Raw genomic sequence first — 26,451 nt, forward strand, 5'->3', positions numbered from 1 at the left:
AGACCTAAAGCGTTACAGCATCGCGTCGAACGCGCCTTTTCCTAAAACTCTTATGGATTCGAGGAGCATCTGCCGGCGTGGCTTTTCGGCCGCCGGGCGCTCCTCAGCGAACCCGGCAACCGCGAGTAAGGCCGAGAAGAAGAAGCGATGCGAAGGCGCGCAACGGCGCACGATTGTCATCGTGTCCGGCGGGGATCGATGCGATCCGATATGCGTCTGCCTTGGTCATGGTCAAAGCCTATACACGGCTTGCCGGACCGGAGCAAGCGTCGCAATGCGCGAAGGTCGCTGCAAAAGAAAAGGGCACCGCGCGATGTCGGTGCCCTCGATATCCATTCGACTGAAGCGAACTCAGATGTCCGCAGCCGAAGTGATGATGCGCGACACGAGACCATAGGCCTTGGCTTCTTCAGCCGAGAGCCAGTAGTCGCGGTCGGTGTCCTTGGCGATCTTCTCGACCGGCTGGCCGGTCGCATCGGAGAAGATCTTGTTCAGGCGCTCGTTCATCTTGATGATTTCGCGTGCCTGGATCTCGATGTCCGAAGCCATGCCACGGGTGCCGCCGGACGGTTGATGCAGCAGGAAGCGCGTGTTCGGCATGCAGATGCGGCGTTCCTTCGCGGCGCCGACATAGATCAGGGCGCCGGCGGAAGCGACCCAGCCGGTGCCGATGGTCCAGACCTTCGGCTTCACGAACTTGATCATGTCGTGGATGCTGTCACCCGACTCGACATGGCCGCCCGGCGAATTGACGAAGATGCGGATGTCTTCGTCGCTGGCCGCGGCAAGCGCCACGAGCTGCGAGCAGACCTTCTGCGCCAGTTCCTGGTTGATCGTGCCGTAGATGAAAATCGAACGCGACTTGAAAAGGTTCGCCTCCGTTTCCTTGCCGAGCGGCAATTCAATCTTCTTGTCGTCCTCGTCGTCGTTGTCGTTCATCCGTATTTCTCCGGCGTCTCATGAATTCACAGTCAAAATCAGATAATGCGACTCGGCCCCGAAAACAATGCAACAAACGGAAGGGGCAACATAGCGGCAGGGCGGACTATGCTTATGGTAAAAACTGCTTGCGCCAAATGCCGTATAGACAGGTCCGGAAAGGCCAATAAGATCAATCGCGTCGAACAATCGCAGGACGGGGCCATCCTCCCAGGCCCCGCCGATCCACGGGGACACGCATGAACAGACGCATCCTGATCGCTGCGGCGGCACTGGCGGCTTCGGCCGCGCCCGCCTTCGCCCATCTCAATCCGGCCGAACATGGCTCGCTTGCCGCCGGCTTCTCCCATCCGCTCTTCGGCGTCGACCATATCCTGGTCATGGTCGCCGTTGGCCTCTGGGCCGCCCAGATCGGCGGCCGCGCCTTGTGGGTCGTGCCCACCGCCTTCGTCGCCATGATGACGGCAGGCTTCGCGCTGGCGGTGGCCGGCGTCACGCTCCCCTTCGTCGAACCGGCAATTCTTGCTTCCGTGGTGGCGCTCGGCCTGCTCGTCGCCATGGCCGCGCGTCTCGACACGGCTGCGTCGGCAGCAATCGTCGGCGTTTTCGCCCTCTTCCATGGGCATGCGCATGGCGGCGAACTCGGCAGCGCCGGGGCGCTCGCCTTCTCGGCCGGTTTCATCGCCGCCACTGCGGCTCTTCACGGGGCGGGCATCGGCCTCGGTATCGCCCTGCAGCGCCTCTCCGGCGGCGGCCTGCTGGCCCGCATCCTCGGCGGCCTCACCGCCCTTGCCGGCGCCGCCCTGATCTTCGGCTGATCTAAATCACCCGGAGAAAAGCAAATGGCGGGCCGAGCCCGCCATTTTCGTTTAGCCGCGACCGCGATAGGTCGGCACGCCCTGGTCGGGCAGCCACAAACCCTCCGGCGGCTTGCCGGTCTGCCAGAAGACGTCGATCGGGATGCCGCCGCGCGGATACCAATAGGCGCCAATGCGAAGCCAGCGCGGCGAAAGCAGCGAAACCAGCCGGCTGGCGATCTCGATCGTGCAATCCTCGTGGAAAGCGCCGTGGTTACGGAAGGAATGCAGGAACAGCTTCAGCGACTTCGATTCCACCAGCCACTCGTCCGGCACATAGTCGATGACGATATGGGCGAAATCCGGCTGGCCGGTCATCGGGCAGAGCGAGGTGAATTCCGGCGCGGTGAAGCGCACCAGATAATCCTTGCCCCGGTTGCCGCTCGGCACCCGCTCCAGCACAGCCTCTTCCGGGCTTTGCGGTAGATCGACCTTCGCGCCCAGTTGCGAAAGGCCGGATACGTCGGTCTTGCTCATTTGCCTGTTGCTCCGTGAGAACATTTGCGCATCAGCGCGATCGGCTCTGGCTCGCACCACACCGACCCGCCTCGCTTGCGGCCCTTAAATCAGAACTGCCTTAAGAAGGAAACCTTCTTGCGGTTCAAGAGAAATATGGCCGTTTGTGCTTTCAGTGGCGCGCCGACGTCGTCTTGACGCGCACGCCGTGCGCCTTTTCACCTTCCGGCTCCACATGGATCGCGATCCTGGCGCCCGGATGCACGGCGCGGATCGCATCCTCGATCCGGTCGCAGATATCATGCGCCTCGCCGACCGGCATAGCCTCCGGCACGACCATGTGGAAATCCACGAAGATCGCAGGGCCGGCCTGGCGGGTCTTGAGGTCATGCACGCCGAGCGATCCCTTGGCATTGGCCGCGATCGCCTGCTTGATCGCCTCTTCCTCTTCACCCGAAACCGCCCGGTCCATCAAGCCGTCGATCGAACGGGAGATGACCTTCCAGCCCTGAAACAGGATATTGCAGGCAACGACAACTGCCAGCAGCGGGTCGAGGATCGCGTAGCCGGTGGCGATGGCGAGAACAAGGCCGACGAGCACGCCGGCCGAAGTCACCACATCGGAAAGGATATGGTGACCGTCGGCGCTGAGCGCGGGAGAGCGATGGCGCGCGCCGGCGCGGATCAGCACATAGGCCCAGACGGCGTTGATGACGCCGGCGACGAAGTTGATCGCAAGCCCGAGCACAGGAGCCTCGAGCAGCACCGGCGACAGGATCGCCGGCACCGCCTCCCAGACGATGAGCAGTGCCGCGACGACGATCAGCACGCCTTCGATGACGGCCGAAAAATACTCCGCCTTGTGGTGGCCGAAGGGATGCCCCGCATCGGCGGGCTTTGCCGCATAGCCGATCATCGCATAGGCGATCACCGCCGCGATCACGTTGACCGTCGACTCCAGCCCATCGGACAGAAGCGCGATCGAGCCGGTCAGCCACCAGGCGAGCAGCTTCAGGCCGAGCACGGCGAGCGAGAGTGGTATGCCCCAGAAGGCCAGTCGGAGCACGGTACGGTTTTCAGTTCCGGTCGTCATTGTCATTCCTCGTGCAGATGCAAACGAGTTGCAAACGCAAGCCCATTCAAACGCAAAACCGCCCGCGCGAATTTTCGCGCAGGCGGTTGATGGACAAGCATATGGTGGATTAAACGCCGCTTGTCAAAGATTGGTTCGGCTGGATCCGGTTTCTCCGCAGGGAATGGCCTCGAAGGCCAGCAGCTCGGCGTTGATTTCATCGCCGTCGGCAGCCTTGCCGCCCCGGCCAATGAAGAAAAACACGACCGCTGCGGTCGCCACCGTGATGCCGGTCAGCAGCCAAAGCAGGGCACTGAACGCGTCGCCGTAGGCTTGCAGGAGCACGGCATGCGATGTCTGGGGTGCGAGCAATGCTGCGTCCGCGAGGTTGCCGGTCACGACGCGCTGTGCCATCGCAGCAGCGGTCACGCCTGCTTCCGCACCCAGGTTCGAAGCCGTGAGCGCGGAGAGAAGCGCGGTCACGATCGCGAGCGCCACCCCCTCGCCTGCCACGCGCGTGGTACTGAATATTCCCGTTGCCATGCCCGCGCGCTCCTTCGGCACCACACTCACCGCAAGCCCGTCCATCAGCCCCCAGGGCAGGCTGATACCAAGACCGATCAACAGCAGAGGGGCCAGCAGCATGGCCGGCTCGGAGCCCACCGGAATCCGACCGAGCCAGAAGAGCCCCGCCGCCGAGAGCAGCAAGCCCACGCCGCAGATCGCCGCCGGCGTGAACCAACGCGTCAAAAGGCCCGCGGCAACCGGCAGGACTAGAAGCGGCGCCGACATGGTGATCATCATTTGGCCCCCGGCAACCGCGCTCATCCCCTCTATGCCGATGAAACGCACGGGAAGCAGGATGAGCAGCACCACGAACCCATAGGCAGGCGCGGCCGCAAGCAGTTGCACGCCGACGAAGCGCGGATAGCGAAAGAGCGTCAGATCCAGCATTGGCCGCGCGACCGAACGTTCGATCCGCCAGAAGGCCAGAAAGAGGAACGCGGAGGCCGCGAGCATGGCGATCACGAGCAGATCACTCCAGCCACTTTCCGGGGCCTGCAGGATGCCGAAGGTGAGCGCGGTCAACGCCGCGGTGAAACTCGCGGCTCCCTTCCAGTCCAGGCCTGTTGCATCCGGATCGCGCGTCTCTCGCATGAAGACCGCGCCGAGCGCCAGCGCCAGGCCCGCGAGAACAACGACGAGCACGAAGATCGCGGGCCACCCGAAGGCCTCGATCATGAGGCCTGAGGCGATTGGCCCGAAGGCCAGGCCGATGCCGAAGCTGGCACCGACGAGGCTGAAGGCTCTCAGCCGCTCGTTTTCTTCGAATTCCTGGGCAAGCGAGGCCATGCCGCCGGAGAATGCGGCGGCCGCCCCGACCCCTTGGAGCGCACGCAACACATCGAACCAGACGATATTGCCGGCGAATGCCAGAGCAGCCGAGAACAAGAGGAAGGCGGCAAGACCGCCGAGAAAGACACGCTTGCGACCGAAACTGTCGGCAACTGCCCCTGCCGCCATCAGCGAACTGCCGAAGGTCAGCATGAAGGCATTGGTGACCCAATTAAGTGTGATCGGATCGGCGCCGAGGCTGCGGCTGATCGCCGGCAGCGCCACCGCCGGTCCGGTGAAAGTAAGTGGCATCGCCGCGGCGGCGCAACAAACCGCTGGGAGCACGAACCAGCGCCTGCGTGTGTTTCGAATATCTTCTCTCATGCCTCATTCCATCCGTTCGAGCAAAGGAGATACCCGCGCAGGCTCCGTGGAACCTCCGCCCAGAGGTCCGCAACTCCCGGGTATCCGTTGACGAATGCAGGATAGTTTCGACATAATTGCATGAATACAGTGCCACTTGGCCATTCATACTGGAACATGACGCTCGAATGGAGAAGCAATGGATCGCTTGAGCGGATTGACGGCCTTCGTGCGCACTGCCGATCTCGGCAGCTTCGTTGCCGCCGGACGCGTGCTCGGACTGTCCGCCTCCGCGGTCGGCAAGGCCGTGACCAATCTCGAAAGAGAGCTCGGGGTGCGCCTGCTGCAGCGCTCGACGCGCAGTATCCGGCTGACCGAGGAAGGACGCCTCTTTCACGAGCGCTGCCGCCGCATCCTCGACGATCTCGACGACGCCGAGGCTTCATTGGCCGAGGCAGTGGCCGTTCCACGCGGACGGCTGCGTGTCAGCGTGCCGATCGTCAGCTACCATCTGCTGCTGCCGGTTCTGCCGGAATTCGTGCGACGTTATCCCGAGGTCGAGCTCGACCTCGACTTCAACGACCGCATCGTCGACCTGATCGACGAGGAAGTGGATGTTGCCATCCGCAGCGGCGTGCTGCCCGATTCCCGGCTGATGACCCGGGCGCTCAGGCCATTCCAGCTTCTGCTCTGCGCCGCCCCCGCCTATCTCGATCGGCACGGCACGCCTGAATGCCCGCGCGACCTCGATGGGCATCACGCGATCCGGTTCCGTTTCCCCAACAGCCGCAAGCTGCAGGAATGGCCGATCGTCATGCCCCCGGGCGGGCCCGACCCGCAGATCAGGACGGTGCTCACCTGCAACAACATGGAGGCGTTGAGCGGTTCTGTCCTCAGCGGGCTTGGCATCGGCTGCCTGCCGGATTTCCTCGCCCGCCAACCGCTCACCGATGGCCGCCTCCGCACAGTGCTCGATGCCTATCTCGACGCTCCCGGACAGTTCCACCTTCTCTGGCCGTCAAGCCGGCATCTGTCGCCAAAGGTGCGCGTTTTCGTCGATTTCCTGAGCGAGCGGCTTTTTTCCGATCGCTGCGAGCGCGTGCCGGCAATGCCTGCGGCACGGTGAAGACAAAAAGGTGCCGCCTCCAGCGCGGAAGCGGCACCTTGGGTTTCCTCTCCAGCATCGCCCGACTTCGGGAATGCTCAGGCGATCAGGCGGCCTTGACCTTTGCGCGCTTGGCAAGATGCGCCACCACGTTCTCGATCATCCGCATGCCGGCATCGCCACCGAGCGTCATGATCGATTCCGGGTGGAACTGCACTGCCGCCACCGGTTCCTTCGTGTGCTCGATCCCCATGATCGTGCCGTCTTCGCTTTCGGCGGTGATCATGAAATCACCGGGCAGACTCGACGGATCGGCGAAGATCGAGTGGTAACGACCGACCGTCACTTCCCTGCCGAGGCCGGAGAAGACGATGCCGGGTTCCAGCACGCGGATGCGCGACGGCTTGCCGTGCATCGGGATCGCGAGCTGGCGCAGGTCCCCGCCATAGGCTTCGGCCAGCGCCTGCAGGCCGAGGCAGACGCCGAAAATCGGCAGGTCGCGCGCCCGCGCCTTCTTGATCGTCGCCTTGCAATCGAAGTCTTTCGGATTGCCCGGTCCAGGCGAAAGTACGACGAGGTCCGGCTTGACGCGATCGAAGATCTCTTCGGCCACCGGCGTGCGCACCGTCGTCACGGTGGCCCCCGTCTGGCGGAAATAATTCGCGAGCGTATGAACGAAGCTGTCCTCGTGATCGACGAGCAGGATGTTGACGCCGGCGCCAACCGCGGCAACGTCGCGGCTTGCCTTGGCGCTGTTGGCGGATTTCGCGTCACGAATGGCTGCGATCATGGCGGAGGCCTTCAGTTCGGTTTCGGCTTCTTCTTCTTCCGGGTTTGAATCGTAGAGCAGCGTCGCCCCCGCCCTCACCTCGGCGATGCCATCCTTGATGCGGATCGTGCGCAGCGTCAGGCCCGTGTTCATGTCGCCGTTGAAGCCGACCATGCCGATGGCGCCACCATACCATGCACGCGGGCTTTTCTCATGGCTTTCGATGAAGCGCATCGCCCAGAGCTTCGGCGCGCCGGTGACCGTCACCGCCCAGGCATGGCTCAAGAAGCCGTCGAAGGCGTCCATGTCGTCGCGCAGGCGTCCTTCGATATGGTCGACCGTGTGGATCAGGCGCGAATACATCTCGATCTGGCGGCGGCCGATGACCTTGACGGAGCCCGGCACGCAGACACGGCTCTTGTCGTTACGGTCGACGTCCGAGCACATGGTGAGCTCGGATTCGTCCTTCTTGGAGTTCAGCAGCTTCAGGATCTGTTCGCTGTCGGCGATCGGGTCGTCGCCACGCTTGATCGTGCCGGAGATCGGGCAGGTTTCGATGCGACGACCGGAAACGCGCACGAACATTTCCGGCGATGCGCCGACGAGATATTCCTGGTTTCCGAGATTGATGAAGAAGGAATAGGGCGACGGATTGATCGCCTTCAGCCGGTTGGAGATCTCCGAAGGCTTGCTCTCGCAGCGCTCATAGAACTTCTGGCCGGGCACCACTTCAAAGAGGTCGCCGCGGCGGAAGCTCTCCTTCGCCTTGACGACGAGCTCGGCGTATTCGCCCGGACGATGGTCGCCATGCGGCGGGATAGTGTCGACCGTCTGGAACCGTTCCGGCGCAATCTCGTCCGCCTTGCCTTCGGTGGTGCGGCCATCCTTGGCGAAGTCGTAGCCGTCGATCCAGGCCTTGGCGGCATAGTGGTCGACGACCAGGATCTCGTCCGGCAGGAACAGCACCATGTCGCGCTGGTCGTCCGGGCGCTTGAGCTTCAGCTCGATCGCATCGAACTGGAAGGCGAGATCGTAGCCGAAGGCGCCATAGAGGCCGAGGCTCGCATCCTCGGCCGAATGGAAAAGATTGGTGACGGCGCGAAGCACGCTGAACACCGTCGGTATCTTCGAGCGCTCTTCCTCAGTGAAGACGCGATCCGGTTCGTTGATCGTGAGATCCAGACGACGGCTGGTCGAAGCGCCGAGTGTGATGTCGGAAACGGTCTTCAGATGCTCGGCGATGATCGACAGCAGCACCTCGCCACGGCCGTTATAGGCTTCGATCCAGAGCGAGCGGCCGAAAGAGGAGATGCCGAGCGGAGGGTCGACGACCGCTGTGTCCCAGCGGGTGTAGCGGCCGGGATATTCATAGTTGGAAGAAAACACCGCGCCGCGGCGTTCATCGAGCTTGTCCACATAGCTCGCGATCGCCTGGCCATAGGAAGCTTCGCGCCGCCTGCGCGTCACCACGATGCCGCCCTTGGTGGTGTAGCTCTCCGCTCCGTCTTCGAGAATTACCGTTGCCATTCGCCTCGCTCCGTAAAAGCCCGGTCCTTGAGCGGCCCAAACATGAAAAAAGCCGCCTCGAAATCTCCGGGCGGCTTCATCTCTCAATCACGCATGACTGGTCAAGGCCGCCTCAGCGAGCCCACCACCAGATCGAAATGTTGCGTGCGTTTTCCATGGGCGAAAGTGTTAGCGTGGCTTTATGCCACGCGCAAGCGGGAAAGCGACGGCAACTGCGGTGGCTGCGGCAAAAAAAGAGGCGACCCTTGCGAGCCGCCCCGACTGGAGTTGATCCGATACTATCAGAACTTCGCCTTCGCCGTCACCAGGAAGGTGCGGCCGCGGCCCGTATCGATCGTGCTGCCGGCAATCGTGCTCGACGACGGCGTGTAGGTCTTGTCGAACAGGTTCGTCACTGTCGCCGTCACCTCGAAGCCATTCTCGAACTTGTAGTTCGCGAAGAGGTCGACGAGGCCGTAGCCCGGAACGTTCGGCGGCGTGCGGTTGATCTCGCCGACGAAGGCGTTCGATACGGCATAGAGCCGCGTGCCGACCGTCAGGCGCTGGTCTTCGAGGAAACGCGCACCGAGCGTTGCGCTGATGATGTTGTCAGGCAGGTAGCTCTGGACGCCGAAACCGTTGACCTGGGAAGGCAGATCGCTCTCGGTGTAGGTGTAGGCGAGATCGCCAAAGACATAGCCGGCATCGTAAGCCGCCTGCAGTTCGAAACCCTGCACCGTCGAAGTGCCCGGATTGTTGACGAAGAAGATCTGGCGACCGCCACCGAGGAGCGCTGCAGTGATGTAGTTGTCGATGCGGTTGTGGAAGTAGTTGGCCTTCAGGCGCAGGCTGTCGCTGGGATCGAGCAGTCCGTCGAACGTGAAGTTCGCACCGATTTCCCAGCCCTTCGAGATTTCAGGCTCGAGGAACGGGTTGGGGAAGAACATCTGGAAGCCGCCCGGGTGGGAGCCGCCGGCAAAGGTCTCGTTGACCGTCGGCGAACGCGAGGTCTCGGCATAGGTCACATAGGGCTGGAACCAGTCGGTGGGGTTCAGCGCGACCGTGACGCTTGGGTTGAGACGTCCGTCGGACTTGTCGACCGTGTACGGACCCGCCGGCAGGCCGATCGGGTTGCCGGCCGAGACGGCACCGGAGCCATCGAGGCTGAAGTGATCCCAACGCAGGCCGGCCGTCAGGTCGACGATGCCATAGGTGAAGGTGGTGTTGCTGAAGACACCGGTCGTGGCATTGGTGCCGCTGCCGTTGACGCCGCCGGACGGACGCGCAGCACTGTTGATGACGTCGTAGTCGTCGCGGAAATACTCGACGCCGTAGTTCGACCTGACCGATACATCGCCGAGATCGAACAGCGAGGTGTTCGAGATATCGAAGCCCTTGCCGGTATCGGTGATGCGACGGCCGGCCGCCGAGCCGCCACCGCGAACATCGGTGTCGTACTTCATCCTCAGCCGGTTCCAATAGGCATTGGCCTTGAAGTCGATGAGTTCGTTGTCCGGCGTGTAGGAATAGCTGGCCGAAATCGTCTCGTTCTTCACGTTCTGGAAGTAGGAGTTCGCGAAGAAGTCGTTGTCATAGGTGATGCCGGTGAGCTTGAAGGTGTGATCCTTGTCCGGCGTCACCTCGAACTTCAACAGGCCCGACAGCAGGTCTTCCTCGGTAAAGGGCACCTTTACGCCATTGCCGTTGTCGTAGTTGCCGGGGTCGGCCTTGCTGATACCGCCGAGCACCGAGAAGACGTCGTTGAAACGGTAGGCGCCGATCAGCGATTCCGACCAGCCGGCCTCGTTGCTGCCGTAGGTGGCCGAAGCGATGCCGCCGTAGTTCTTGCCGTCCTGGATCAGGTCTTCGACGTCATAGGTCTTGAAATTGACCGCACCGGCGAGTGCGCCACCGCCAACACCGGTAACGGCGCCACGGGTCACGTCGATCTCGGACAGGAATGCCGGATCGAAATAGGCAAATCCCTGGGCTTCATGGCCGGTGAAACGGAAATTCTGGCGCACACCGTCGATCATCATGTTGACGCGGCCGGAGCCCTCGAAGCCGCGGATGTTCACGGCGACGCCCGGGTTTTGCGGGTTGTTCGCGGTCGAAGTACCGGGAACGCCGCGCAGCAGGTCATCGGTCTCGAGACCGGATTGCAGGTCGATCTGGTCGGAGGTGACGACGCTGACCGGGCCGGCCTTGGTATAGGGGTCAGCGGTGCGCGAGCCCTTGGCAACGATCGGCGACAGGTAGGTTTCGCCCTTCTTGGTCTCCTCGGCCTTTTTCTCTTCCGGCTTTACCTGGGTTGTCGCGCTCTGGGCGAAGGCGACGGTGGCGACTGAAATTGCAAGAGTTGTCGTGCAAGCCAAGAGGGCCTGGCGACGATGCCGGGTGAGCATGGACCAATCCTTTGAGGTTCGAGGCCGGGCTTGCTGTTGAGCGGCAAACTCAAGGGGCTGGCTGGGCGTTCTGGGCGTTGCGACATGTCGTCGCCTCATTCATGCCGCATAAAAAACATGAGTATCTTTGTCAACATACAAAGATCCTCCCCACAATTTGTGGGGGTTGTGGCAATTCGAGGCGTTGCCGAACTGCAACGCTTTTGCCGAAGAGCTGGAGCGGATGAGGAAACGTGCCTGCGCCGTTCCGCCCGCATCCCGCTCTAATTCATTGGAATCGGTGACGTTTATGATTGCGGTCGACCCGCCCAAATCATCGTGATCTCATGAAACCAGATCCGGTTCCGCGCGTTCCCTCCGCTCAAAGCCCGCTGTGCGGGCAGCAAGAAAGGAACTGGATGCGTCGCTCTTTCCCCTTGATCCTGCTGTCATTCCTGATCCTGACGGGCGCCAGCCTGCCGAAATACGGCCCCATCCCCGCAAAAAGGCCGGCGACAGATGCGGGGACGGAGGAGGCTGTTCCAACGCCCGACAAGAAGCCGACGGACGATGCCAAGGGCGCAACGACGCAACAGCCGCCGGCGGGCAAGGACGGACGAGCCGTCCCCCAGCCGAAGCCGACGGCTGGAGACGAGCAACCGCCAAAGGACGAGAAGCCGGTGGCGGACGAAAAGGACCAGCGCGCGGACGAGAAGAAGGATACCGAGCCCGCGCCGGCGCCAATCGTCTATCCACCGGTCGAAACGGAGAATGCAGCCGAATATGCGAAATGCCTGACCGACTTGAGGGCGGTCGGGGCGACGTTCGTCGAAGCCAAGCGCATCGACGACGGCAAGGGCTGCGGCATCGACAAACCGTTGGAGGTCACCAGCATTCTGCCGGACGTCAAGCTCTCACCCAAGGGATTGATGCGGTGCGAAACGGCGCTGGCGCTGGCACGCTGGACGAAGGAGACCGCCCAGCCGGCTGCCGAAGTCGCCTTCGCCAAGACCATCAAGATCAAGGCGCTGAACCAGGCATCGACCTATGTTTGTCGCCTGCGCAACAATGCGACGACAGGCAAGATCTCCGAACATGCCCACGGCAATGCCGTCGACATCGCGTCCTTCAGCTTGAGCGACGGGACGACGATCGCCATCCAGCCGCGCGATGAGGACGGTACGATGGAAGGCGCGTTCCAGCGCGCGGTCACCGCCTCCGCCTGCCTGTATTTCAAGACCGTGCTCGATCCCGGCAGCGATGCCGCCCACGAAACCCACCTGCATCTCGACGTCATCAATCGCCGCAACGGCTATCGCTACTGCCGTTAGGCGAGGACCATTGGCGAGGGGCGTCGCGGCTCAGCCCTTGCCATATCCGAGGGCGACGAATTCACCCTCGAAGCGTCCGGCCACAGCGTCGCCGTCGAGGAGGTCGGCAACGACCACGGCGCGCGCCCTGCCCCGCCGTTCGAGCATCCGCAGAAAGCTCGACCATTGCGCGGCGTCCGCCAGCGACGAGCGGGCCGAAAAGGCGCCGGCGACGGGTTTCAGATAGTCCATCCGGTTGCTCTGGATCACCAGGCGGGCCGCCACGCCGCTGTTGCGCAACCGCACATGCAGGAGCGACCAGGCCGAAAGGATCGTGAGCGCCGATGCGCTGCCGCCGAACACCGTTTCGCGGTGGTTGATGTTGGGTGCCAAGGGAGCAGAGAGCCGAACATGGTCGTCGGTTATGTCGTCCACATGAACCTGCATCGCCGCCGAAAGCGGGATATGGGCGTGAAGATAGGCCTGCAAATCCTGAGGTGTCATCGATCGCGGTGTCCATGGTCTTTCTGCAGCGCTGCACGTCTTATGGGACGCGCGGTGTTCGCTTTCGATCAATGCACCAGACCCTATGTCCTGGCCAGAGCAGCAGGCCTGCGTCCTGTCGCCTCTTGCCAGCGCTCCATGGCCCGCAAAGATACCGGTTCGCCCGGCTTGCAGGAACGGGCCCCGGCCCCCAAAATACAAGCGCGAGGAAATCCACCCGTTTTGCGCCCAGGCTCAAGGAAATTTGTCATGGCATTGACGATGTACCACCTCTCCATTCCCGCCCTCATTCGCGGGCTCGGTGTCCTCACCAAACTGCTCGACAAGGCGGAGGCTTTCGCGCGCGACAACGGCATCTCCTCCGACGACCTCGTCAATGCCCGGCTTGCGCCGGACATGTTGACGCTGGCCGGCCAGGTGCAGCGCGTCAGCGATACGAGCAAGGGCCTCGTCGGCCGCCTGACCTCGATCGAGGTGCCCCGTTTCCCGGACGAGGAAAAGACCCTGGACGAACTGCGGCAGCGCATCGCCAACACCGTTGCCTTCCTCGAAACGGTCCGTCCGGTCGATCTGGAGGACAGCGCCAGCCGCGAGGTCGTCCTCAACTTCCCGACGCTGAAAGTGACGCTCACGGGTGAAGAGTATCTGTTGAGGTTTGTGTTGCCGAACTTCTATTTCCACCTGACGACGGCCTACGACATCCTGCGCCACAACGGCGTTCCGATCGGCAAGGGTGACTTCCTCAGCCTCGCGGCCTAGTTTCCGCTGCGGAAGCGAACAGAAAAGCAGACATGACAACGCCGCGCATCCACCGGATGCGCGGCGTTGTTTTCGTCAGGCTGCCGGCAAGCGCGCCTAGAACAGGCCTTCAATATAACCCTGCTCGTTCAGGAAGATCTTCTCCGACGACGGCACCTTGGGAAGGCCGGGCATGGTCATGATCTCGCCGGTGACGACGACGATGAAGCCGGCGCCGGCCGCAAGCCGCACCTCGCGGATCGGCACCGCATGGCCGGTCGGCGCGCCGCGCAGGTTCGGATCGGTCGAGAAGGAATATTGCGTCTTCGCCATGCAGATCGGCAAGTGGCCATAGCCCTGCTCCTCCCAAGTGCGCAACTGATCGCGCACCGTCTTGTCGGCGATCACCTCGCTCGCGTGGTAGATGTCCTTGGCGATCGTCTCGATCTTGTGGAAGAGCGACATGTCGTCGGGATAAAGCGGCGAGAACTGCGAATGGCCGGCTTCGGCCAATTCCGCAACCCTGCGCGCCAATTCCTCGATGCCAGCCGACCCTTGGGCCCAATGCCGGCAGAGCACCGCTTCGGCACCAAGCGTCGCGACATAGTCCTTGATCGCCTGGATCTCGGCCTCGGTATCGGAGGTGAAGTGGTTGATCGCGACGACGACGGGCACGCCGAATTTCTTGACGTTCTGCACGTGCCGCCCGAGATTGGCGCAGCCCCTGCGCAGCGCCTCCAGGTTTTCCTTGCCGAGATCGTCCTTCTTGACGCCGCCGTTCATCTTGATCGCCCGGACCGTCGCGACGATCACTGCGGCGTCTGGCTTCAATCCCGCCTTGCGGCACTTGATGTCGAAGAATTTCTCCGCGCCGAGATCGGCACCGAAACCGGCTTCGGTCACCACGTAGTCGGCGAGCTTCAGCGCCGTCGTCGTCGCGATCACCGAATTGCAGCCATGGGCAATGTTGGCGAAGGGACCGCCGTGCACGAAGGCGGGATTGTTTTCGAGCGTCTGCACCAGGTTCGGCTGCATCGCGTCCTTGAGCAGCACCGTCATCGCGCCATCGGCCTTGATGTCACGGGCAAAGACCGGGCTCTTGTCGCGGCGATAGCCGATGATGATATTGCCGAGCCGTTGTTCGAGATCCTTAAGATCGGTCGCCAGGCAAAGGATCGCCATCACCTCGGAGGCGACGGTAATGTCGAAGCCGGTCTCGCGCGGATAGCCGTTGGCGACGCCGCCGAGCGAGCCGACGATGTGACGCAGCGCCCGGTCGTTCATGTCCATGACCCGCCGCCAGGCGATGCGGCGGACGTCGATATTCTGCTCATTGCTCCAATAGATGTGGTTGTCGATCAACGCGGCGAGCAGATTGTGGGCCGACGTGATCGCATGGAAATCGCCGGTGAAGTGCAGGTTTATGTCTTCCATCGGCACGACCTGGGAATACCCGCCGCCGGCGGCGCCGCCCTTGATGCCGAAACAGGGGCCGAGCGAAGCCTCGCGGATACAGACGATCGCCTTCTTGCCGATGCGGTTGAGGCCGTCGCCGAGACCCACCGTGGTCGTCGTCTTGCCTTCGCCGGCCGGCGTCGGGTTGATCGCGGTTACCAGGATCAGGCGGCCGTTCTTCTTGTCCTGTTGGCGCGCGATGAAATCGGCGCCGATCTTCGCCTTGTCGTGGCCATAGGGCAGCAGGTCTTCGGGTGGTATTCCGAGCGCCGCGCCGATCTCCAGGATCGGCTTCTTCCTGGCCGCGCGCGCGATTTCGATATCCGACTTCACCTCCGTCATGCCATGCTCCTCCCTGGTTCTTTTCTTGTTCGCTCCATTTCGGGCGCGTTATGAACGCATGCAAGGGCGGCCGTCGGCGACCGCCCTCTTTCGGGTTAGCGGGCGAGAATATCGCGCATTTCGACGATATTCGAGCGCACCCTCAGAATGTAGAAGCCCATGGTCGCCAGATGCGTCGGCATGATCCAACCGGCCTCCTCACCATTGGAGATGATGAACGGCTGAATGCGCAAAGCGGCACGCAACTGCTTGATCGTCTCGGCCCAGATCGGCGTCAGCCCGCGCTGGGCAACCACGTTTTCGAAATCGGCACCGGCCGCCGACAGGATGCCGTAGTAGCCATAGAGCTGACCATAGGAGAACCAGAACCGGTCGTCGGCGCGCGTGTCGAACCAGCCGCCATTGTGGTTTTCCGAACGCTCGCGAAGGATCGCCGAGGTGTTGCCGAGGTCGTTGGCGACACGATCGAGAAACTCGACGAGGTTGTCGGAACGGCCGTCGAAGATCGCTTCGCACTTGCTGAGCGAGGTATTGAAGGAGCGCAGGTCCTTCATTGCCGCACGGTAGAAGCTCGGCGTCGGCGTCTTCGGACCAAACGGGTTCAGGCCGAAATACCAGGTCTCCTCGTCGAACTGAACGTTGCCGCGCGCCCGCTGCAGGTCGTTGTTGATGCCGGAGGTACCGCGCACGCGGCCGAGCGAGTCGACCAGCTCGACCGAAGTACGGCGGATCGCCTGGTTGATGCCGCGCTGGAACGACGCCTTGTTGTCGAGCCAGGGCGTGTCATCCCAATCGAGCCCGAAGAAGCCGAGCTTGTAGAGCAGCATCGACGAGATCCAGGCATTCTCGTTGACATTGAAATCGATGAGGTCGGCGGTGAGATCGACGATTGCCGAGGTCTGGCAGACGGTGCCGGCCGGCAACTGCACGGCCGACAGCGCTTCCGGCGTCGATTCCTGCGGCTGCCCCGCAACACCCGCGAGATTGCTGGCGCCGCCCGTCGCCGACTGTCCTGTCGTCGCGCCGGGCCCGCTCATCGGCGAGCCGGCAGGGACCTTGCGTTCCGCCAGCTTGTAGCGGTCGACATAGTCCTCGTTGAAATTCGTCCAGGCCTGGGTCTGCCAGATGAAATAGCCATAGAACAGGATCAGGCCGAGCAGGATAATGCCGATCGGTCCCTTGATGATCCAGCTCCGCTGCCGATACCAGTCGCCGACCGCGATGAAGGGCCAGAGCAACCAGGCGACGGCGAGCCCGATGCCGCGGCCGATCGCGGTAAAGACACGCTGGAAAAACGCAACGATCGGGTCGAACATGTCCTATTCCTCTCTGAGGCCGTAAAGCTTGTGGCGGAAGGCCGCCTTGTCCTTGAGATATGAGCCCGTCAGCGTCGCCACAACATAGGCCTTGAAGCTCTCGCTATAGCGCTCATAGGCATCATAGAAGCCCTGCTTGTCGAAGACGAAGCGGGAGATGAAATCGCGAGGGACGAGCTGGGAAATCAGGCGGTTGACGAGCCATTGATCAGGATGGGTCGGGGCCGCGCGCACCAGCATGAAGCGGTTCGCCGGCGCGACATCCTGCATCTTGATCGTGCCGGTGGCAGCCACGGTGCGGATCATCTCCTGCAGGAACGGATAGGCTCCGTCCCTGGCGACGGCGGCCGCATTGCGGTGCATCCAGGTCTGCAGCCAGATCCGGTCGGCGTTGGCGAGATCGGCCGTCGGGTCGCTTTCGTTGATCAGGCCGCGCACGACCATGTCGGCGCGATGCTGGTAGAGGCCGGAGTCCTCGACCCAGGAGGCCTGCGGCAACTGCAGCCGTTTGGTCGAGGCGAGAAAATCGTAGATCCGGGCGTGGTCGTTGATGGCGATGTAGCTCACCTGCCAGGGCCGCGACCGACGGAAGCCGGGAACCGAGGGGTCGCAGATGACGGTGGTCGTCTTGTCGTCGAGGAAGACGTAGACGCCGCCGAAATGATTGGCCCAGAAGGCTTCGTGGCGGAAGACGAGCTGATCCGGCACCAGCGCGTTCTGGCGGATATCGCCGGTCAGCTTGGCGAGCTCGACCATGCGGTTCAGCATCTCGTCGTCGGCCCAGGCCGTCGGCACTTTCTTCAGCCGGTCGACCAGCCCGCGCAACTCGGCCGCCTTGCCGAGCATGTCTTCGGCCGAAAGCACCCGGAAACGCACCTCGTTGATCGACAGCAGATCATCGATGTCGTCGACGATCGAAACCGAATCCTCGATCTCGCCGTAGAGCGCATCCTTGATCGTCACCGCGTTGATCGCGCGGCTATTGGCGTTGAAGAATTCGTGCATCAGTGCCGCGGTGTTGGAAAAGCTGGTGTGAACAACCGGCAGTTCCGCCTGTTCCGGCGTCATGATGATGAAGCGGCGGTTGACGCGGTTCGGGTCGAGATAATCGCGATCGCCCAGTTCCTCGGCGATCTCGGGCGAAAACCCGGTCATGTCGATGCTGAAGGCCGTGAGCGCCGTCGGCCGCAGGCCGAATCCCTCGAGCGCCTTGTTGTAGCGCGCGATCAGATGCGGCTCGGAAATATCGAGCAGCCGCCCATAGATGAGTTCCGCTTCAAGCAGGCGTTTCATCGATCTGCTCTTCCCATCATCCCTGCCACCGGCCGTCGCGTTTCATCGCCTCGATCTCGCGGGTCGCCTTTTCGCGCTGGCGCTCGCGGCGGATGATGTCGGTGACGGCGGCATCGTCGGATTTATCGGTGTAGCGGAATTCGCTGTCGGCGTAGCGGTTGACCTCCTGCAGCACCATCTCGATGGTGATCGGACCGCGCAGCGCCTCGATCATCGCCTTCTTCTCATCGTAGCCCTTGTGCATGAACGAGCCGGCGTCCTTGAACCAATCGTCCGGCAGCTCGACATCCATGGCCCTGAGCTTGATCGCATCGGTGATGTTCTTGATCGCCCGGCCGGTAAAGCGGGGCTCCGCCTCCTTGATCATGTGCAGGTAGGCGCCGACATCGGCGAGCGAGGCGATCTTGCCCCTCTCCTTCTCGTAGCGCTCCCAGACGGCAACGAGACCATCCTCTTTCGGCCGTGCGTGCTCGGCGTAGGATTGCGACACGGCGCGCTTGATCTCCTGGCCCTCGAACAACTGGTGCTCGCCGAGCGGGATCTTGTGGTTCTTGCCGACGAGAAGCGCGAAGATGTCGATATAGTCGTCCTCCGTCTGCGGCCCGTCCACCAGCCAGCGGGCGCCGGCGCGCTGGCGCAGCGCATCGTCGACATTTTCCGGGTAGTTGGAGAACATGCCGAAGGTGCAATTGCCGCGCACCACCGTCGAGGCGCCGGCAAAGCTCTCCATCAGCACCGCCGTCACCTCGTGCTGGCCGGCCGAGGCGCGATCGTCGGAGCGCTTCGCCGCCACCTGGTCGACATCGTCGATCGTGCCGAAGCCGATCGCCCGCGGGTTCATGACGTTGTTGACGAACTCCTTGCAGTTCTGGCCGGATTTGCCCTGATAGGAGGAGATCTGGTCGACCCCGAAATTCTCATAGTGGAAGGCGTAGCCGGCAATCGCGCAATAATCGTTGAGCATGCCGGCGAGCATCTGGATCAGGATCGTCTTGCCGGTACCCGGCATGCCGTCGCCGATAAAGGTGAAGAGAAAGCCGCCGAGCTCGACGAAGGGGTTCATCTGCCGGTCGAAGTCATAGGCCATCAGCATCTTGGCAAGCTTCAGCGCCTGGTACTTGGCGATGTGGTTGCCGATGATCTCCTCCGGCTTCTTGAAGGTCATGACCAGGGGCTTGCGCTTCTGGCCGGGCGCGACGTCGAAACCGTTCAGCGTGAAATCGTCCTGGTCGAGCCGGATATGCACGGTCTCGAAGCTTTGCAGGCCGGTGAAGCGCGCCTTGCGCGCGATCAGCCCTTCGATCGCCACACGCGAGAACGTCCGCGTCCGGGCCGTCAGCGCCAGCTCGTCAGGTGCGCCGGCAATGCTGCGGTCAAGCGCCGCGACGAGACTCTTCAGCGCATCCTGCGGCGTATCGAACAGAAAGTCGGGCTCGACCGCATCGTCGACCGGCTCGCCCTCGCCGGCAAGCGTCGAGCCGAGATAGGCCGCCAGCGTGAACGCGGCGACGTAGGCCGAGGCCGAAAGCAGCGCCTTGAACTGGTTCGCCTCGTCTCCGGCAAGCGGCGAGGTGGCGTTCCTCGCCTGCAACTGTTCCAGGCTCGTCTGGCGCGCGAAGACGTCGGCGACGGCCAGCGCCACCTGGATGCCGCGGCGCGTGCGGTAAAGCACGGCGTGCTGGGCCGGCGAGAGCATCGGGTCGCCCTGGCGCACCGCCTGGATGGTCTTCGTCAGCTCCACCTCGCGCGTGCGGCGCTGGCCGCCGGTCGAAACCGTCGACACGAAGCGCCGGCCGGTACCGGCAAGCGACGTGCCGGCGGACCCATCCTCGCGCTCCAGGATGATGAGCTTGGTGACCAGCCCCTGCGCCACCGCCTGGTGCTTGGCGATGTCGTCCTCGTGCAGCGTCGTCAGCCCCGTATTGAGTGTCATCGTCAAACCTCGCTCACGACCTGATTGCCGGAAATGACGTGGACCTTGTAGTCGCCGAACACCTGTTCAGCCTCGCCGGCGGCATAGAGCGCCTGATAGGCATCATGCGGCACCAGCGCGTGCTTCTCGTAGGACGATACACCCATGCGCGTCGCTTCGAGGTTGGCGGTATCGATGTGGAATTCCTCCTGCGCCGGCGTCGTCGACCAGAAGCCGCGCTTGGCAGGCCGCTCCGCCTTCGAGAAGACTTCCTGCACCGTCCAGGTCAAAAGCCAGGCATTCTCCGTCTTGCGGACCTTGGAGAGAATGTCGTTGATGCGATCGTTGTTCTCGGTGATACCGGCCGAATAGAAGGGACCGAGCACGATGCGGCGAAGCTGCTTCGGGTGCAGTTCGTCGAAATCCTTGTCGAGATTGGTGGCGATTGTCACCGGCGTCAGCGAATAGCTGCTGTTCTTGGAGGCAAAGTCGTCGAAGCGGCTGGCGAGATCCGGATTGAGCAGGCCGCCCACCGGCAGCGGGATCTCGACTTGCGGGTTGAGCTTGCCATCCTCGGTCACGAGCATCTCGACGATCTTCTCGGACGAATCCTCGATCGTCGCCATGTAGACCATCGGCAAGGTGTTGGCGCCGTCGAAGGCACCCCAGCTCACCACGTAATAGGGCCGCATCGTCTTGGAATTGACGGCGACGCGGATGGTTTCCGGCAGGATGAAGGGTGAGAAGATTTCGCCCTTGCCGATCTGCTCGAGATAGAGCCGCTCGGCCATGCGCGTCTGCAGCGCCTCCGGAAAGGCCTTCTGCCTCAGGATGAAATCGACCATCTCGTCACGCAGCGCATCGGCCGAGGGAATGTCGGCCAGGCGCTTGGCCGCCGTCTGGCGGTCGTTCTCCAGTTCCAGCACGTTCTGGAAGATGGGAAAACCGCTTTCGGCGCGGGAAATCCGGAACTGGTCGACGAAGCCGATCCGGTTTTCCCAGCAGTCGATCGAGGCTTTCAGGCGCGCGAGATAGGGAATGATGACCTCGCCGACGACCGTGTTGCGGTAGAGCGGCGAGTTGCGGTCGCCGAGAAAAAGCTCGAGCCCGGCGAGCGCCGCGTGGATCGACGCGAAATATTGTGCGACAGCGGATGAAGCCGCGACCTTCATGCAAATCCCCGTGGCGCGTGCCAGGCAAACGCGGTTGCGATCATGCGCCTGCCGTTCACTGCTTCACGTAGTTGGCAGTGTTGTGTTTGTCCATCACCGCCTGGAAGCGGCGGGCAAAGGCATCGTCGGCGAGCTTCTTGCGGCGCTGGATATCCTGCGTCGAAAGCATGTTCTTTTCGTGCATTTCGAGGAGATCGCCGATATGGCGCTGCGCCGCGGCACCGATGCCGGCCATCGTTTCTTCGGCAGCCGTGTCGACCTGGCTGCCGAGCGTGTTGATCTTATGGGCGACGTCCTGCTGCGCAGCCGTCTTCAACGAGTCTTCCAGCGCCTTGTAGAGCACGATGCGCTGCTCGGTATCGATCGTCAGCTTGTTGATCAGCGTGTTCTGCGCGGCGATCTGGTTGTTGAGCGAATTGACGAAGGTCTGGAACATCGAGGTGTAGCGCTCGAGCGTCTGGCTCTCGGCCAGCAGTTCCTGCTCCTTGGCCTGCTTCTCGTTGTATTCGGTGGCAAGCGCGGAGCGTTCGCCTTCGAGCTCGGTGCGGACCTTCTGCTCCGTCGAAGCGGCAATGCGGTTCTCGATATCGAGCAGCAGCGGGTTCAGTTCCTCGATTCGCTTCTGCACGGCTTCGAGGTTCGCCATCGTGCCCTTGCGGCGCTCGATCACCTGGATGAGGCTCTGCTCCGAGGTCTTGTAGCGCTGGTCGAGGATCGACTTCTGCTCCTTGAGGATGCCGACGATCATGTCGGACTTCGACAGCAGCTCCTGCAGGTTGCCGGCGAGCGACATGTTGCGTACGCGGTCGGTGCGCATGCGCTGCATCTTCTGCTTGGAGAAGATGCCGATGAACTTCTCGTAGCCGGTATAGTTCTTCATGCTCTCGAATTCGGAGCCGAAGACGTTGGTCGCATCCTCAAGGCCGATGATCAGGTCGGCGATGTTGGCTTCCATCACCTTCTGCTGGTTGATCACGTCCTGGATGCGGGCGTTCTCGATGTCGAAGTTGACGTCGCCGAGCTTGGTCTCGGCCTTGGCGAATTGCTCCAGCACCACACCGGATTGCTCGAGCTTGCCGCGCATCTGTTCGACGACGCCTTTCGTCTTCTCGATCTCCGCATCAAAATTCTGAAGACTCGCCATGTCCTGCCCCCTCGATCTACCCCGGCGAAACGCGCCAGCCCGGCCGAATTATTCAGCCTTCGATTGCAGTTATATAAAGGGTGTTTGCGGGAAGAGAACAAGCCTTTCCCGCCGGCTTTTTTCGATCAGGCGTTGCAGCGAAGTGCTTGAGATATCGAAGGCATTGCCTATTTGGCGGCCGGCTGCGCCTTGAGATAGGCAATCACGTCGGCAATATCCTGAGGCTTCTTGAGACCAGGGAAACTCATCTTGGTGCCGCCGACCATCGCTTTGGGGCTCAGGAGATATTCGCTCAGCGTCGCCTCGTCCCAGACATGTCCCTCGGCGCCGAAAGCCTTCATCGCCTCAGAATAGCTGTAGCCGGAAACCGATGCCGCCGGCCGGCCGACGACCCCCATGAGGCTCGGCCCCACCCGATTGACCGGCTCGCTCGCCGTGTGACAGGTCGCGCATTTGCGAAACACCGCCGCGCCCGCGGTCGCATCGCCACCGGCCTCAGCGGCCGGCACTTCAAGACAGAGACAGAGCAGAAGGCCGGCAACCAGACGCGACATGGAAGACCTCATAGAGAGAAGACTGGGCCACAATGGCACCGTGAATGCGGCGATTCAACGTGCGACGGCGACCGCGTCTTAAAGGACGCGCGGCGCCGTCAGCCGCCGCACTCATTCGCACCGCATCAGGTCGTCCCAGTGACGTCGGCAATAGGAGACATATTTCTCGTTGCCGCCGACATCGACCTGGGCGCCTTCGCGGACAACCTTGCCTTGGCCATCGAGGCGCACGACCATGGTCGCCTTCCGGCCGCAATGGCAGATGGTGCGCACTTCGCGCAGCTCGTCGGCGATCGCCAGCAGCGCCATCGAGCCCGGAAACAGCTTGCCCTGAAAATCCGTGCGCAGGCCGTAGGCCATGACGGGAATGCCGATGCGGTCAGCGACGCGGGCGAGCTGCCAGACCTGCCCCTCGTTGAGGAACTGTGCCTCGTCGACGAACACGCAGGCGATCTCGCCGCCACCATCGGAATGGAGCGTTTCTATCAGCGTATAGAGGTCGTCGTCGCCATGGAACGGAATGGCGTCCGAGGCAAGACCGATGCGCGACGAGATGCGGCCCACCCCTGCCCGGTCGTCATGCGCGGCGATCAGCATCACCACGCGCATGCCGCGCTCCTGGTAGTTGTAGGAGGCCTGCAAGAGCATCGTGCTCTTGCCAGCGTTCATCGTCGCATAGCTGAAATAGAGTTTGGCCATCTTCACCGCGTCCGGTTTCCGTCTCCCGGGTAATGACGAGGCTTGTCCCGGAAGGCCAGAGCGTCTTTGCAGCACCCACAGTTTTTCGCCGGACCAGACCATTTCGTGGACATTGCGACATTCAGCGTCGCACCGTGCACCCCGTCAGCATATTGACGCAATACACTTCCTTCGACATCAAAGCGCTTGAATTCGCTATCCAATGGTGTTTGGCTAAAACAATAATCGAGGCAGGGGAACGACAATGAAAAAAGGACTCTCTCTCAAATTGATGCTGGCGGGCGCCGTTTCGGTCTTCGCCCTTACCGCTGGGCAGGCTGCAGCTGCCGAGCCGGAAAGCTGTGCAACCGTCCGTTTCTCCGACGTCGGATGGACGGACATCACTGCAACCACCGCGACGATCTCGACCGTCCTCAAGGGCCTCGGCTACCAGACCGACATCAAGGTTCTCTCGGTTCCGGTCACCTACACGTCGCTCAAGAACAAGGACATCGACGTCTTCCTCGGCAACTGGATGCCGACCCAGGAAAACGACGTGCGCCCCTATCTCGACGACAAGTCGGTCGAATCCTTCGGGCCGAACCTGGTCGGCGCCAAGTACACGCTGGCGACCAATGCCAAGGGTGCCGAACTCGGCATCAAGGATTTCAAGGATATCGCCGCCAAGAAGGACGCGCTTGATGGCAAGATCTATGGCATCGAGCCCGGCAATGACGGCAACCGCCTGATCATCGACATGGTCGACAAGGACACCTTTGGCCTGAAGGGCTTCGAGGTGGTCGAATCCTCCGAGCAGGGCATGCTCGCCCAGGTCGCGCGTGCCGAAAAGGACGGCTCGCCGATCGTCTTCCTCGGATGGGAACCGCATCCGATGAACGCCAACTTCAAGCTGACCTATCTCTCGGGCGGCGACGACATCTTCGGCGCCAACTACGGCGGCGCGGAAGTCTTCACCAACGTGCGCGCCGGCTACACCACCGAGTGCCCGAACGTCGGCAAGCTGCTCACCAATCTGAAGTTCTCGCTCCAGATGGAAAACGAGATCATGGGCAAGATCCTGAACGACGGGCAGGAGCCGGACAAGGCTGCGGAAGAATGGCTGAAGGCCAACCCGACCACGATCGATCCGTGGCTTGCCGGTGTGACCGCCAAGGATGGCGGCGATGGGCTCGCCGCGGTCAAGGCCGCGCTCGGCCTCTGATCGGCATCAAGGCGGGGAAAGACCCCGCCTTTTTTTCACCGCGTCATGCGCACTTTTTGACCTGATGAAACGGATCTACCTTCGTGGAATATCTGACCGATAATCGCATCCCCATCGGCGGCTGGGCCAAGGCGTTCGTCGACTGGCTGACGACCAATTTCGAACTGTTCTTCGACCAGCTCGCCCGCTTCCTCTCCGGCGTCGTTGCCGTGCTGCTCTGGGGGCTGCAGACCCCGCACCCGCTGATCGTCGTCGCCGTCATCACGGCGGCTGCCTGGTGGTTCCGCCGGTCGCTCGGCGTCACGCTGTTCACCGGCCTCGGCCTGCTGCTGATCATCAACCAGGGCTATTGGAAGGAAACGACGGAAACCTTGGCACTGGTGCTCGCCGCCAGCTTCGTCAGCATGGCCGTCGGCGTGCCGCTCGGCATCGCCGCCGCCCGCCGCGCCTGGGTCTATGCCATCATGCGGCCGATCCTCGACCTGATGCAGACGATCCCGACCTTCGTCTACCTGATCCCGGCGCTGATCCTCTTCGGCCTCGGCATGGTCCCGGGCCTCATCGCCACCGTGATCTTCGCGATCCCCGCGCCGATCCGCCTCACCCGCCTCGGCATCATCTCGACGCCGCCGTCGCTCGTCGAAGCCGCCCAGGCCTTCGGCGCGACGCCCGGCCAGGTGCTGCGCAAGGTGGAGCTGCCCTTCGCCATGCCGCAGATCATGGCCGGCCTCACCCAGACGATCATGCTGTCGCTGTCGATGGTGGTTATCGCGGCACTGGTCGGCGCCAACGGTCTCGGCGTTCCGGTTCTGCGCGCGCTGAACTCCGTCAACGTCGCCAAGGGCTTTGAAGCCGGCCTCTGCATCGTCATCCTGGCGATCATTCTCGACCGCCTTTTCCGCTCGTCCGACGAAGGAGAAGGCGCATGACCAACGCCGTCGTTTTCAAGAATGTCGATATCATCTTTGGCAACAACCCGCAGACAGCGCTGCAAATGGTCGATCAGGGCAAGACCCGCGACGAGATCGGCGCCGAAACCGGGCTGGTGCTGGGTGTCGCCGGCGCATCGCTCGAAATCACCGAGGGCGAAATCCTTGTGCTGATGGGGCTTTCGGGTTCCGGCAAGTCGACGCTTCTGCGCGCCGTCAACGGCCTCGCCCCTGTGGTGCGTGGCGACGTCGAGGTGAAGACCTCGAACGGACCGCTCAACCCCTACCGGACCAATGCGAAGTCGTTGCGCGACTTCCGCATGCACACGGTCTCGATGGTGTTCCAGCAGTTTGCACTGCTGCCCTGGCGCACCGTTGCCGACAATGTGGGCTTCGGCCTGGAGCTTGCCGGCATGCCGGACGCCGAGCGCAAGGCGCGCGTCGGCGAACAGCTCGATCTCGTCAATCTGACGAAATGGGCGGGGCGTAAGGTCAACGAACTTTCGGGCGGCATGCAACAGCGCGTCGGGCTTGCCCGCGCCTTTGCCACCGGCGCACCGATCCTTCTGATGGATGAACCGTTCTCGGCGCTCGACCCCCTGATCCGCACCCGTCTGCAGGACGAACTGCTCGAGTTTCAGCGGCGGCTGAAGAAGACGATCATCTTCGTCAGCCACGACCTCGACGAGGCCTTCCGCATCGGCAACCGCATTGCCATCATGGAAGGCGGGCGCATCATCCAGTGCGGCACGCCGCAGGATATCGTCAAGAATCCGGCCAACCAGTATGTCGCGGATTTCGTTCAGCACATGAACCCGATCACCATGCTGACCGCCAAGGACGTAATGCAGACCGGCGTACAGCGCGGCGCAACGGTTGCCGGCGTTACCGCTACCGCCAAGCCGACGACACCACTCGTCGATATTCTCGACGCCATGTCACGCCAGCCGGGCAGCATCGGCGTCGTCGAAAACGGTTCGGTGGTCGGCACCATCGATGCCCAGGACATCGTCCACGGATTGACGCGCCACCGCAACAAAAGTTGACGAAACCGCTCAGCAAGCCAATAAAGGCCCGGGGTTCCGCTCCGGGCTTT

General features: G+C 62.5%; 23 protein-coding genes. 7 read left to right on the plus strand and 16 right to left on the minus strand.

From position 1 onward, the window contains the following. Positions 1-351 precede the first annotated feature (351 nt). Entirely contained in the window at positions 352-939 is a 588-nt protein-coding gene (locus AC1Z3V_RS31195) for an ATP-dependent Clp protease proteolytic subunit (RefSeq protein WP_483503893.1), read from the minus strand. Positions 940-1,178: 239 nt separating this feature from the next. On the opposite strand from AC1Z3V_RS31195, the gene AC1Z3V_RS31200 reads away from it, so the two are divergent. Next, positions 1,179-1,757, plus strand: a complete 579-nt coding sequence (locus tag AC1Z3V_RS31200; RefSeq protein WP_429816184.1) for a HupE/UreJ family protein — start codon at positions 1,179-1,181, stop codon at positions 1,755-1,757. 51 nt (positions 1,758-1,808) lie between these two features. On the opposite strand, the gene queF is transcribed toward AC1Z3V_RS31200, so the two are convergent. From queF to AC1Z3V_RS31215, 3 genes are all read right to left on the minus strand, one after another. Further along, complete coding sequence (gene queF, locus AC1Z3V_RS31205) at positions 1,809-2,273, minus strand: preQ(1) synthase (protein ID WP_429816187.1); 465 nt, start codon at positions 2,271-2,273, stop codon at positions 1,809-1,811. 151 nt (positions 2,274-2,424) lie between these two features. Continuing rightward, positions 2,425-3,345 carry a cation diffusion facilitator family transporter gene (locus AC1Z3V_RS31210; protein ID WP_483503896.1) on the minus strand — a complete coding sequence of 307 codons (921 nt, stop codon included), beginning with the start codon at positions 3,343-3,345 and terminating at the stop codon, positions 2,425-2,427. 123 nt (positions 3,346-3,468) lie between these two features. Further along, the gene (locus AC1Z3V_RS31215) at positions 3,469-5,043 is read right to left on the minus strand and encodes an MFS transporter (RefSeq protein WP_483503898.1); all 1,575 of its coding nucleotides are present in this window, start codon (positions 5,041-5,043) and stop codon (positions 3,469-3,471) included. Positions 5,044-5,221: 178 nt separating this feature from the next. Between AC1Z3V_RS31215 and AC1Z3V_RS31220 the strand changes: the two genes are divergently transcribed. Then, positions 5,222-6,148 (plus strand): LysR family transcriptional regulator, encoded by a 927-nt coding sequence (locus AC1Z3V_RS31220; protein WP_483503900.1) that lies wholly within the window; start codon positions 5,222-5,224, stop codon positions 6,146-6,148. Between the two features lie 85 nt (positions 6,149-6,233). On the opposite strand, the gene AC1Z3V_RS31225 is transcribed toward AC1Z3V_RS31220, so the two are convergent. The 3 genes from AC1Z3V_RS31225 to AC1Z3V_RS31235 form a co-directional block, all read right to left on the minus strand. Continuing rightward, on the minus strand, positions 6,234-8,423 hold the full coding sequence (locus AC1Z3V_RS31225; protein ID WP_483503902.1) for an anthranilate synthase: 2,190 nt from the start codon (positions 8,421-8,423) through the stop codon (positions 6,234-6,236). Between the two features lie 112 nt (positions 8,424-8,535). After that, positions 8,536-8,580: a trpE operon leader peptide TrpLE gene (trpLE, locus tag AC1Z3V_RS31230; protein WP_178385070.1), complete on the minus strand. Its 45-nt coding sequence runs from the start codon at positions 8,578-8,580 to the stop codon at positions 8,536-8,538. 124 nt (positions 8,581-8,704) lie between these two features. Beyond that, a complete protein-coding gene (locus AC1Z3V_RS31235; RefSeq protein WP_483503904.1) occupies positions 8,705-10,807 on the minus strand; it encodes a TonB-dependent receptor domain-containing protein in 2,103 nt (700 codons plus the stop codon). Between the two features lie 398 nt (positions 10,808-11,205). Between AC1Z3V_RS31235 and AC1Z3V_RS31240 the strand changes: the two genes are divergently transcribed. After that, positions 11,206-12,117, plus strand: coding sequence for an extensin-like domain-containing protein (locus tag AC1Z3V_RS31240; protein ID WP_483503906.1), 912 nt, complete (start codon positions 11,206-11,208; stop codon positions 12,115-12,117). 30 nt (positions 12,118-12,147) lie between these two features. Here the strand turns inward: AC1Z3V_RS31240 and AC1Z3V_RS31245 are convergent, their stop codons facing one another. Further along, positions 12,148-12,600: a thioesterase domain-containing protein gene (locus AC1Z3V_RS31245; RefSeq protein WP_483503908.1), complete on the minus strand. Its 453-nt coding sequence runs from the start codon at positions 12,598-12,600 to the stop codon at positions 12,148-12,150. Between the two features lie 249 nt (positions 12,601-12,849). On the opposite strand from AC1Z3V_RS31245, the gene AC1Z3V_RS31250 reads away from it, so the two are divergent. Continuing rightward, positions 12,850-13,359 (plus strand): DUF1993 domain-containing protein, encoded by a 510-nt coding sequence (locus tag AC1Z3V_RS31250; RefSeq protein ID WP_483503910.1) that lies wholly within the window; start codon positions 12,850-12,852, stop codon positions 13,357-13,359. A 96-nt stretch (positions 13,360-13,455) separates the two neighbouring features. On the opposite strand, the gene AC1Z3V_RS31255 is transcribed toward AC1Z3V_RS31250, so the two are convergent. The 8 genes from AC1Z3V_RS31255 to AC1Z3V_RS31290 all read right to left on the minus strand — a co-directional run bounded on the left by AC1Z3V_RS31255 (position 13,456) and on the right by AC1Z3V_RS31290 (position 23,225). Then, positions 13,456-15,135, minus strand: coding sequence for a formate--tetrahydrofolate ligase (locus AC1Z3V_RS31255; RefSeq protein ID WP_483503912.1), 1,680 nt, complete (start codon positions 15,133-15,135; stop codon positions 13,456-13,458). Between the two features lie 95 nt (positions 15,136-15,230). Further along, a complete protein-coding gene (locus AC1Z3V_RS31260) occupies positions 15,231-16,451 on the minus strand; it encodes a DUF2333 family protein (RefSeq protein WP_483503914.1) in 1,221 nt (406 codons plus the stop codon). Between the two features lie 3 nt (positions 16,452-16,454). Beyond that, positions 16,455-17,744 carry a DUF6638 family protein gene (locus AC1Z3V_RS31265; protein ID WP_483503916.1) on the minus strand — a complete coding sequence of 430 codons (1,290 nt, stop codon included), beginning with the start codon at positions 17,742-17,744 and terminating at the stop codon, positions 16,455-16,457. A 16-nt stretch (positions 17,745-17,760) separates the two neighbouring features. Then, on the minus strand, positions 17,761-19,677 hold the full coding sequence (locus tag AC1Z3V_RS31270) for an AAA family ATPase (protein WP_483503918.1): 1,917 nt from the start codon (positions 19,675-19,677) through the stop codon (positions 17,761-17,763). A 2-nt stretch (positions 19,678-19,679) separates the two neighbouring features. Beyond that, on the minus strand, positions 19,680-20,828 hold the full coding sequence (locus AC1Z3V_RS31275; protein WP_483503920.1) for a hypothetical protein: 1,149 nt from the start codon (positions 20,826-20,828) through the stop codon (positions 19,680-19,682). 55 nt (positions 20,829-20,883) lie between these two features. Next, on the minus strand, positions 20,884-21,972 hold the full coding sequence (locus tag AC1Z3V_RS31280; RefSeq protein WP_483503922.1) for a hypothetical protein: 1,089 nt from the start codon (positions 21,970-21,972) through the stop codon (positions 20,884-20,886). A gap of 167 nt (positions 21,973-22,139) precedes the next feature. Beyond that, the gene (locus AC1Z3V_RS31285) at positions 22,140-22,526 is read right to left on the minus strand and encodes a c-type cytochrome (protein ID WP_429816228.1); all 387 of its coding nucleotides are present in this window, start codon (positions 22,524-22,526) and stop codon (positions 22,140-22,142) included. Positions 22,527-22,637: 111 nt separating this feature from the next. Next, positions 22,638-23,225: a thymidine kinase gene (locus tag AC1Z3V_RS31290; RefSeq protein ID WP_429816231.1), complete on the minus strand. Its 588-nt coding sequence runs from the start codon at positions 23,223-23,225 to the stop codon at positions 22,638-22,640. Between the two features lie 244 nt (positions 23,226-23,469). Here AC1Z3V_RS31290 and AC1Z3V_RS31295 point away from each other — a divergent pair, with 244 nt between their 5' ends. The 3 genes from AC1Z3V_RS31295 to choV all read left to right on the plus strand — a co-directional run bounded on the left by AC1Z3V_RS31295 (position 23,470) and on the right by choV (position 26,401). Next, positions 23,470-24,426 (plus strand): choline ABC transporter substrate-binding protein, encoded by a 957-nt coding sequence (locus AC1Z3V_RS31295; RefSeq protein WP_483503924.1) that lies wholly within the window; start codon positions 23,470-23,472, stop codon positions 24,424-24,426. An 83-nt stretch (positions 24,427-24,509) separates the two neighbouring features. Continuing rightward, positions 24,510-25,355, plus strand: coding sequence for a choline ABC transporter permease subunit (gene choW / locus AC1Z3V_RS31300; RefSeq protein WP_483503926.1), 846 nt, complete (start codon positions 24,510-24,512; stop codon positions 25,353-25,355). Continuing rightward, positions 25,352-26,401: a choline ABC transporter ATP-binding protein gene (gene choV, locus AC1Z3V_RS31305; protein ID WP_429816239.1), complete on the plus strand. Its 1,050-nt coding sequence runs from the start codon at positions 25,352-25,354 to the stop codon at positions 26,399-26,401. Before choW ends, choV begins: the two co-directional genes overlap by 4 nt. The last annotated feature ends 50 nt before the right edge of the window (positions 26,402-26,451 follow it).

It is taken from the genome of Ensifer sp. 38_S197 (assembly GCF_056924495.1).

Bases quoted from the DNA above. Each gene is read 5' to 3' on its own strand.
- AC1Z3V_RS31295 (WP_483503924.1), top strand. From the start codon at position 23,470: ATGAAAAAAGGACTCTCTCTCAAATTGATGCTGGCGGGCGCCGTTTCG.
- AC1Z3V_RS31245 (WP_483503908.1), bottom strand. From the start codon at position 12,600: ATGACACCTCAGGATTTGCAGGCCTATCTTCACGCCCATATCCCGCTT.
- AC1Z3V_RS31270 (WP_483503918.1), bottom strand. From the start codon at position 19,677: ATGACACTCAATACGGGGCTGACGACGCTGCACGAGGACGACATCGCC.
- AC1Z3V_RS31275 (WP_483503920.1), bottom strand. From the start codon at position 20,828: ATGAAGGTCGCGGCTTCATCCGCTGTCGCACAATATTTCGCGTCGATC.
- AC1Z3V_RS31210 (WP_483503896.1), bottom strand. From the start codon at position 3,345: ATGACGACCGGAACTGAAAACCGTACCGTGCTCCGACTGGCCTTCTGG.
- AC1Z3V_RS31195 (WP_483503893.1), bottom strand. From the start codon at position 939: ATGAACGACAACGACGACGAGGACGACAAGAAGATTGAATTGCCGCTC.
- AC1Z3V_RS31250 (WP_483503910.1), top strand. From the start codon at position 12,850: ATGGCATTGACGATGTACCACCTCTCCATTCCCGCCCTCATTCGCGGG.
- AC1Z3V_RS31280 (WP_483503922.1), bottom strand. From the start codon at position 21,972: ATGGCGAGTCTTCAGAATTTTGATGCGGAGATCGAGAAGACGAAAGGC.
- AC1Z3V_RS31225 (WP_483503902.1), bottom strand. From the start codon at position 8,423: ATGGCAACGGTAATTCTCGAAGACGGAGCGGAGAGCTACACCACCAAG.
- choV (WP_429816239.1), top strand. From the start codon at position 25,352: ATGACCAACGCCGTCGTTTTCAAGAATGTCGATATCATCTTTGGCAAC.
- AC1Z3V_RS31200 (WP_429816184.1), top strand. From the start codon at position 1,179: ATGAACAGACGCATCCTGATCGCTGCGGCGGCACTGGCGGCTTCGGCC.
- AC1Z3V_RS31240 (WP_483503906.1), top strand. From the start codon at position 11,206: ATGCGTCGCTCTTTCCCCTTGATCCTGCTGTCATTCCTGATCCTGACG.
- AC1Z3V_RS31255 (WP_483503912.1), bottom strand. From the start codon at position 15,135: ATGACGGAGGTGAAGTCGGATATCGAAATCGCGCGCGCGGCCAGGAAG.
- queF (WP_429816187.1), bottom strand. From the start codon at position 2,273: ATGAGCAAGACCGACGTATCCGGCCTTTCGCAACTGGGCGCGAAGGTC.
- AC1Z3V_RS31220 (WP_483503900.1), top strand. From the start codon at position 5,222: ATGGATCGCTTGAGCGGATTGACGGCCTTCGTGCGCACTGCCGATCTC.
- AC1Z3V_RS31260 (WP_483503914.1), bottom strand. From the start codon at position 16,451: ATGTTCGACCCGATCGTTGCGTTTTTCCAGCGTGTCTTTACCGCGATC.
- AC1Z3V_RS31235 (WP_483503904.1), bottom strand. From the start codon at position 10,807: ATGCTCACCCGGCATCGTCGCCAGGCCCTCTTGGCTTGCACGACAACT.
- AC1Z3V_RS31215 (WP_483503898.1), bottom strand. From the start codon at position 5,043: ATGAGAGAAGATATTCGAAACACACGCAGGCGCTGGTTCGTGCTCCCA.
- AC1Z3V_RS31265 (WP_483503916.1), bottom strand. From the start codon at position 17,744: ATGAAACGCCTGCTTGAAGCGGAACTCATCTATGGGCGGCTGCTCGAT.
- AC1Z3V_RS31290 (WP_429816231.1), bottom strand. From the start codon at position 23,225: ATGGCCAAACTCTATTTCAGCTATGCGACGATGAACGCTGGCAAGAGC.
- AC1Z3V_RS31285 (WP_429816228.1), bottom strand. From the start codon at position 22,526: ATGTCGCGTCTGGTTGCCGGCCTTCTGCTCTGTCTCTGTCTTGAAGTG.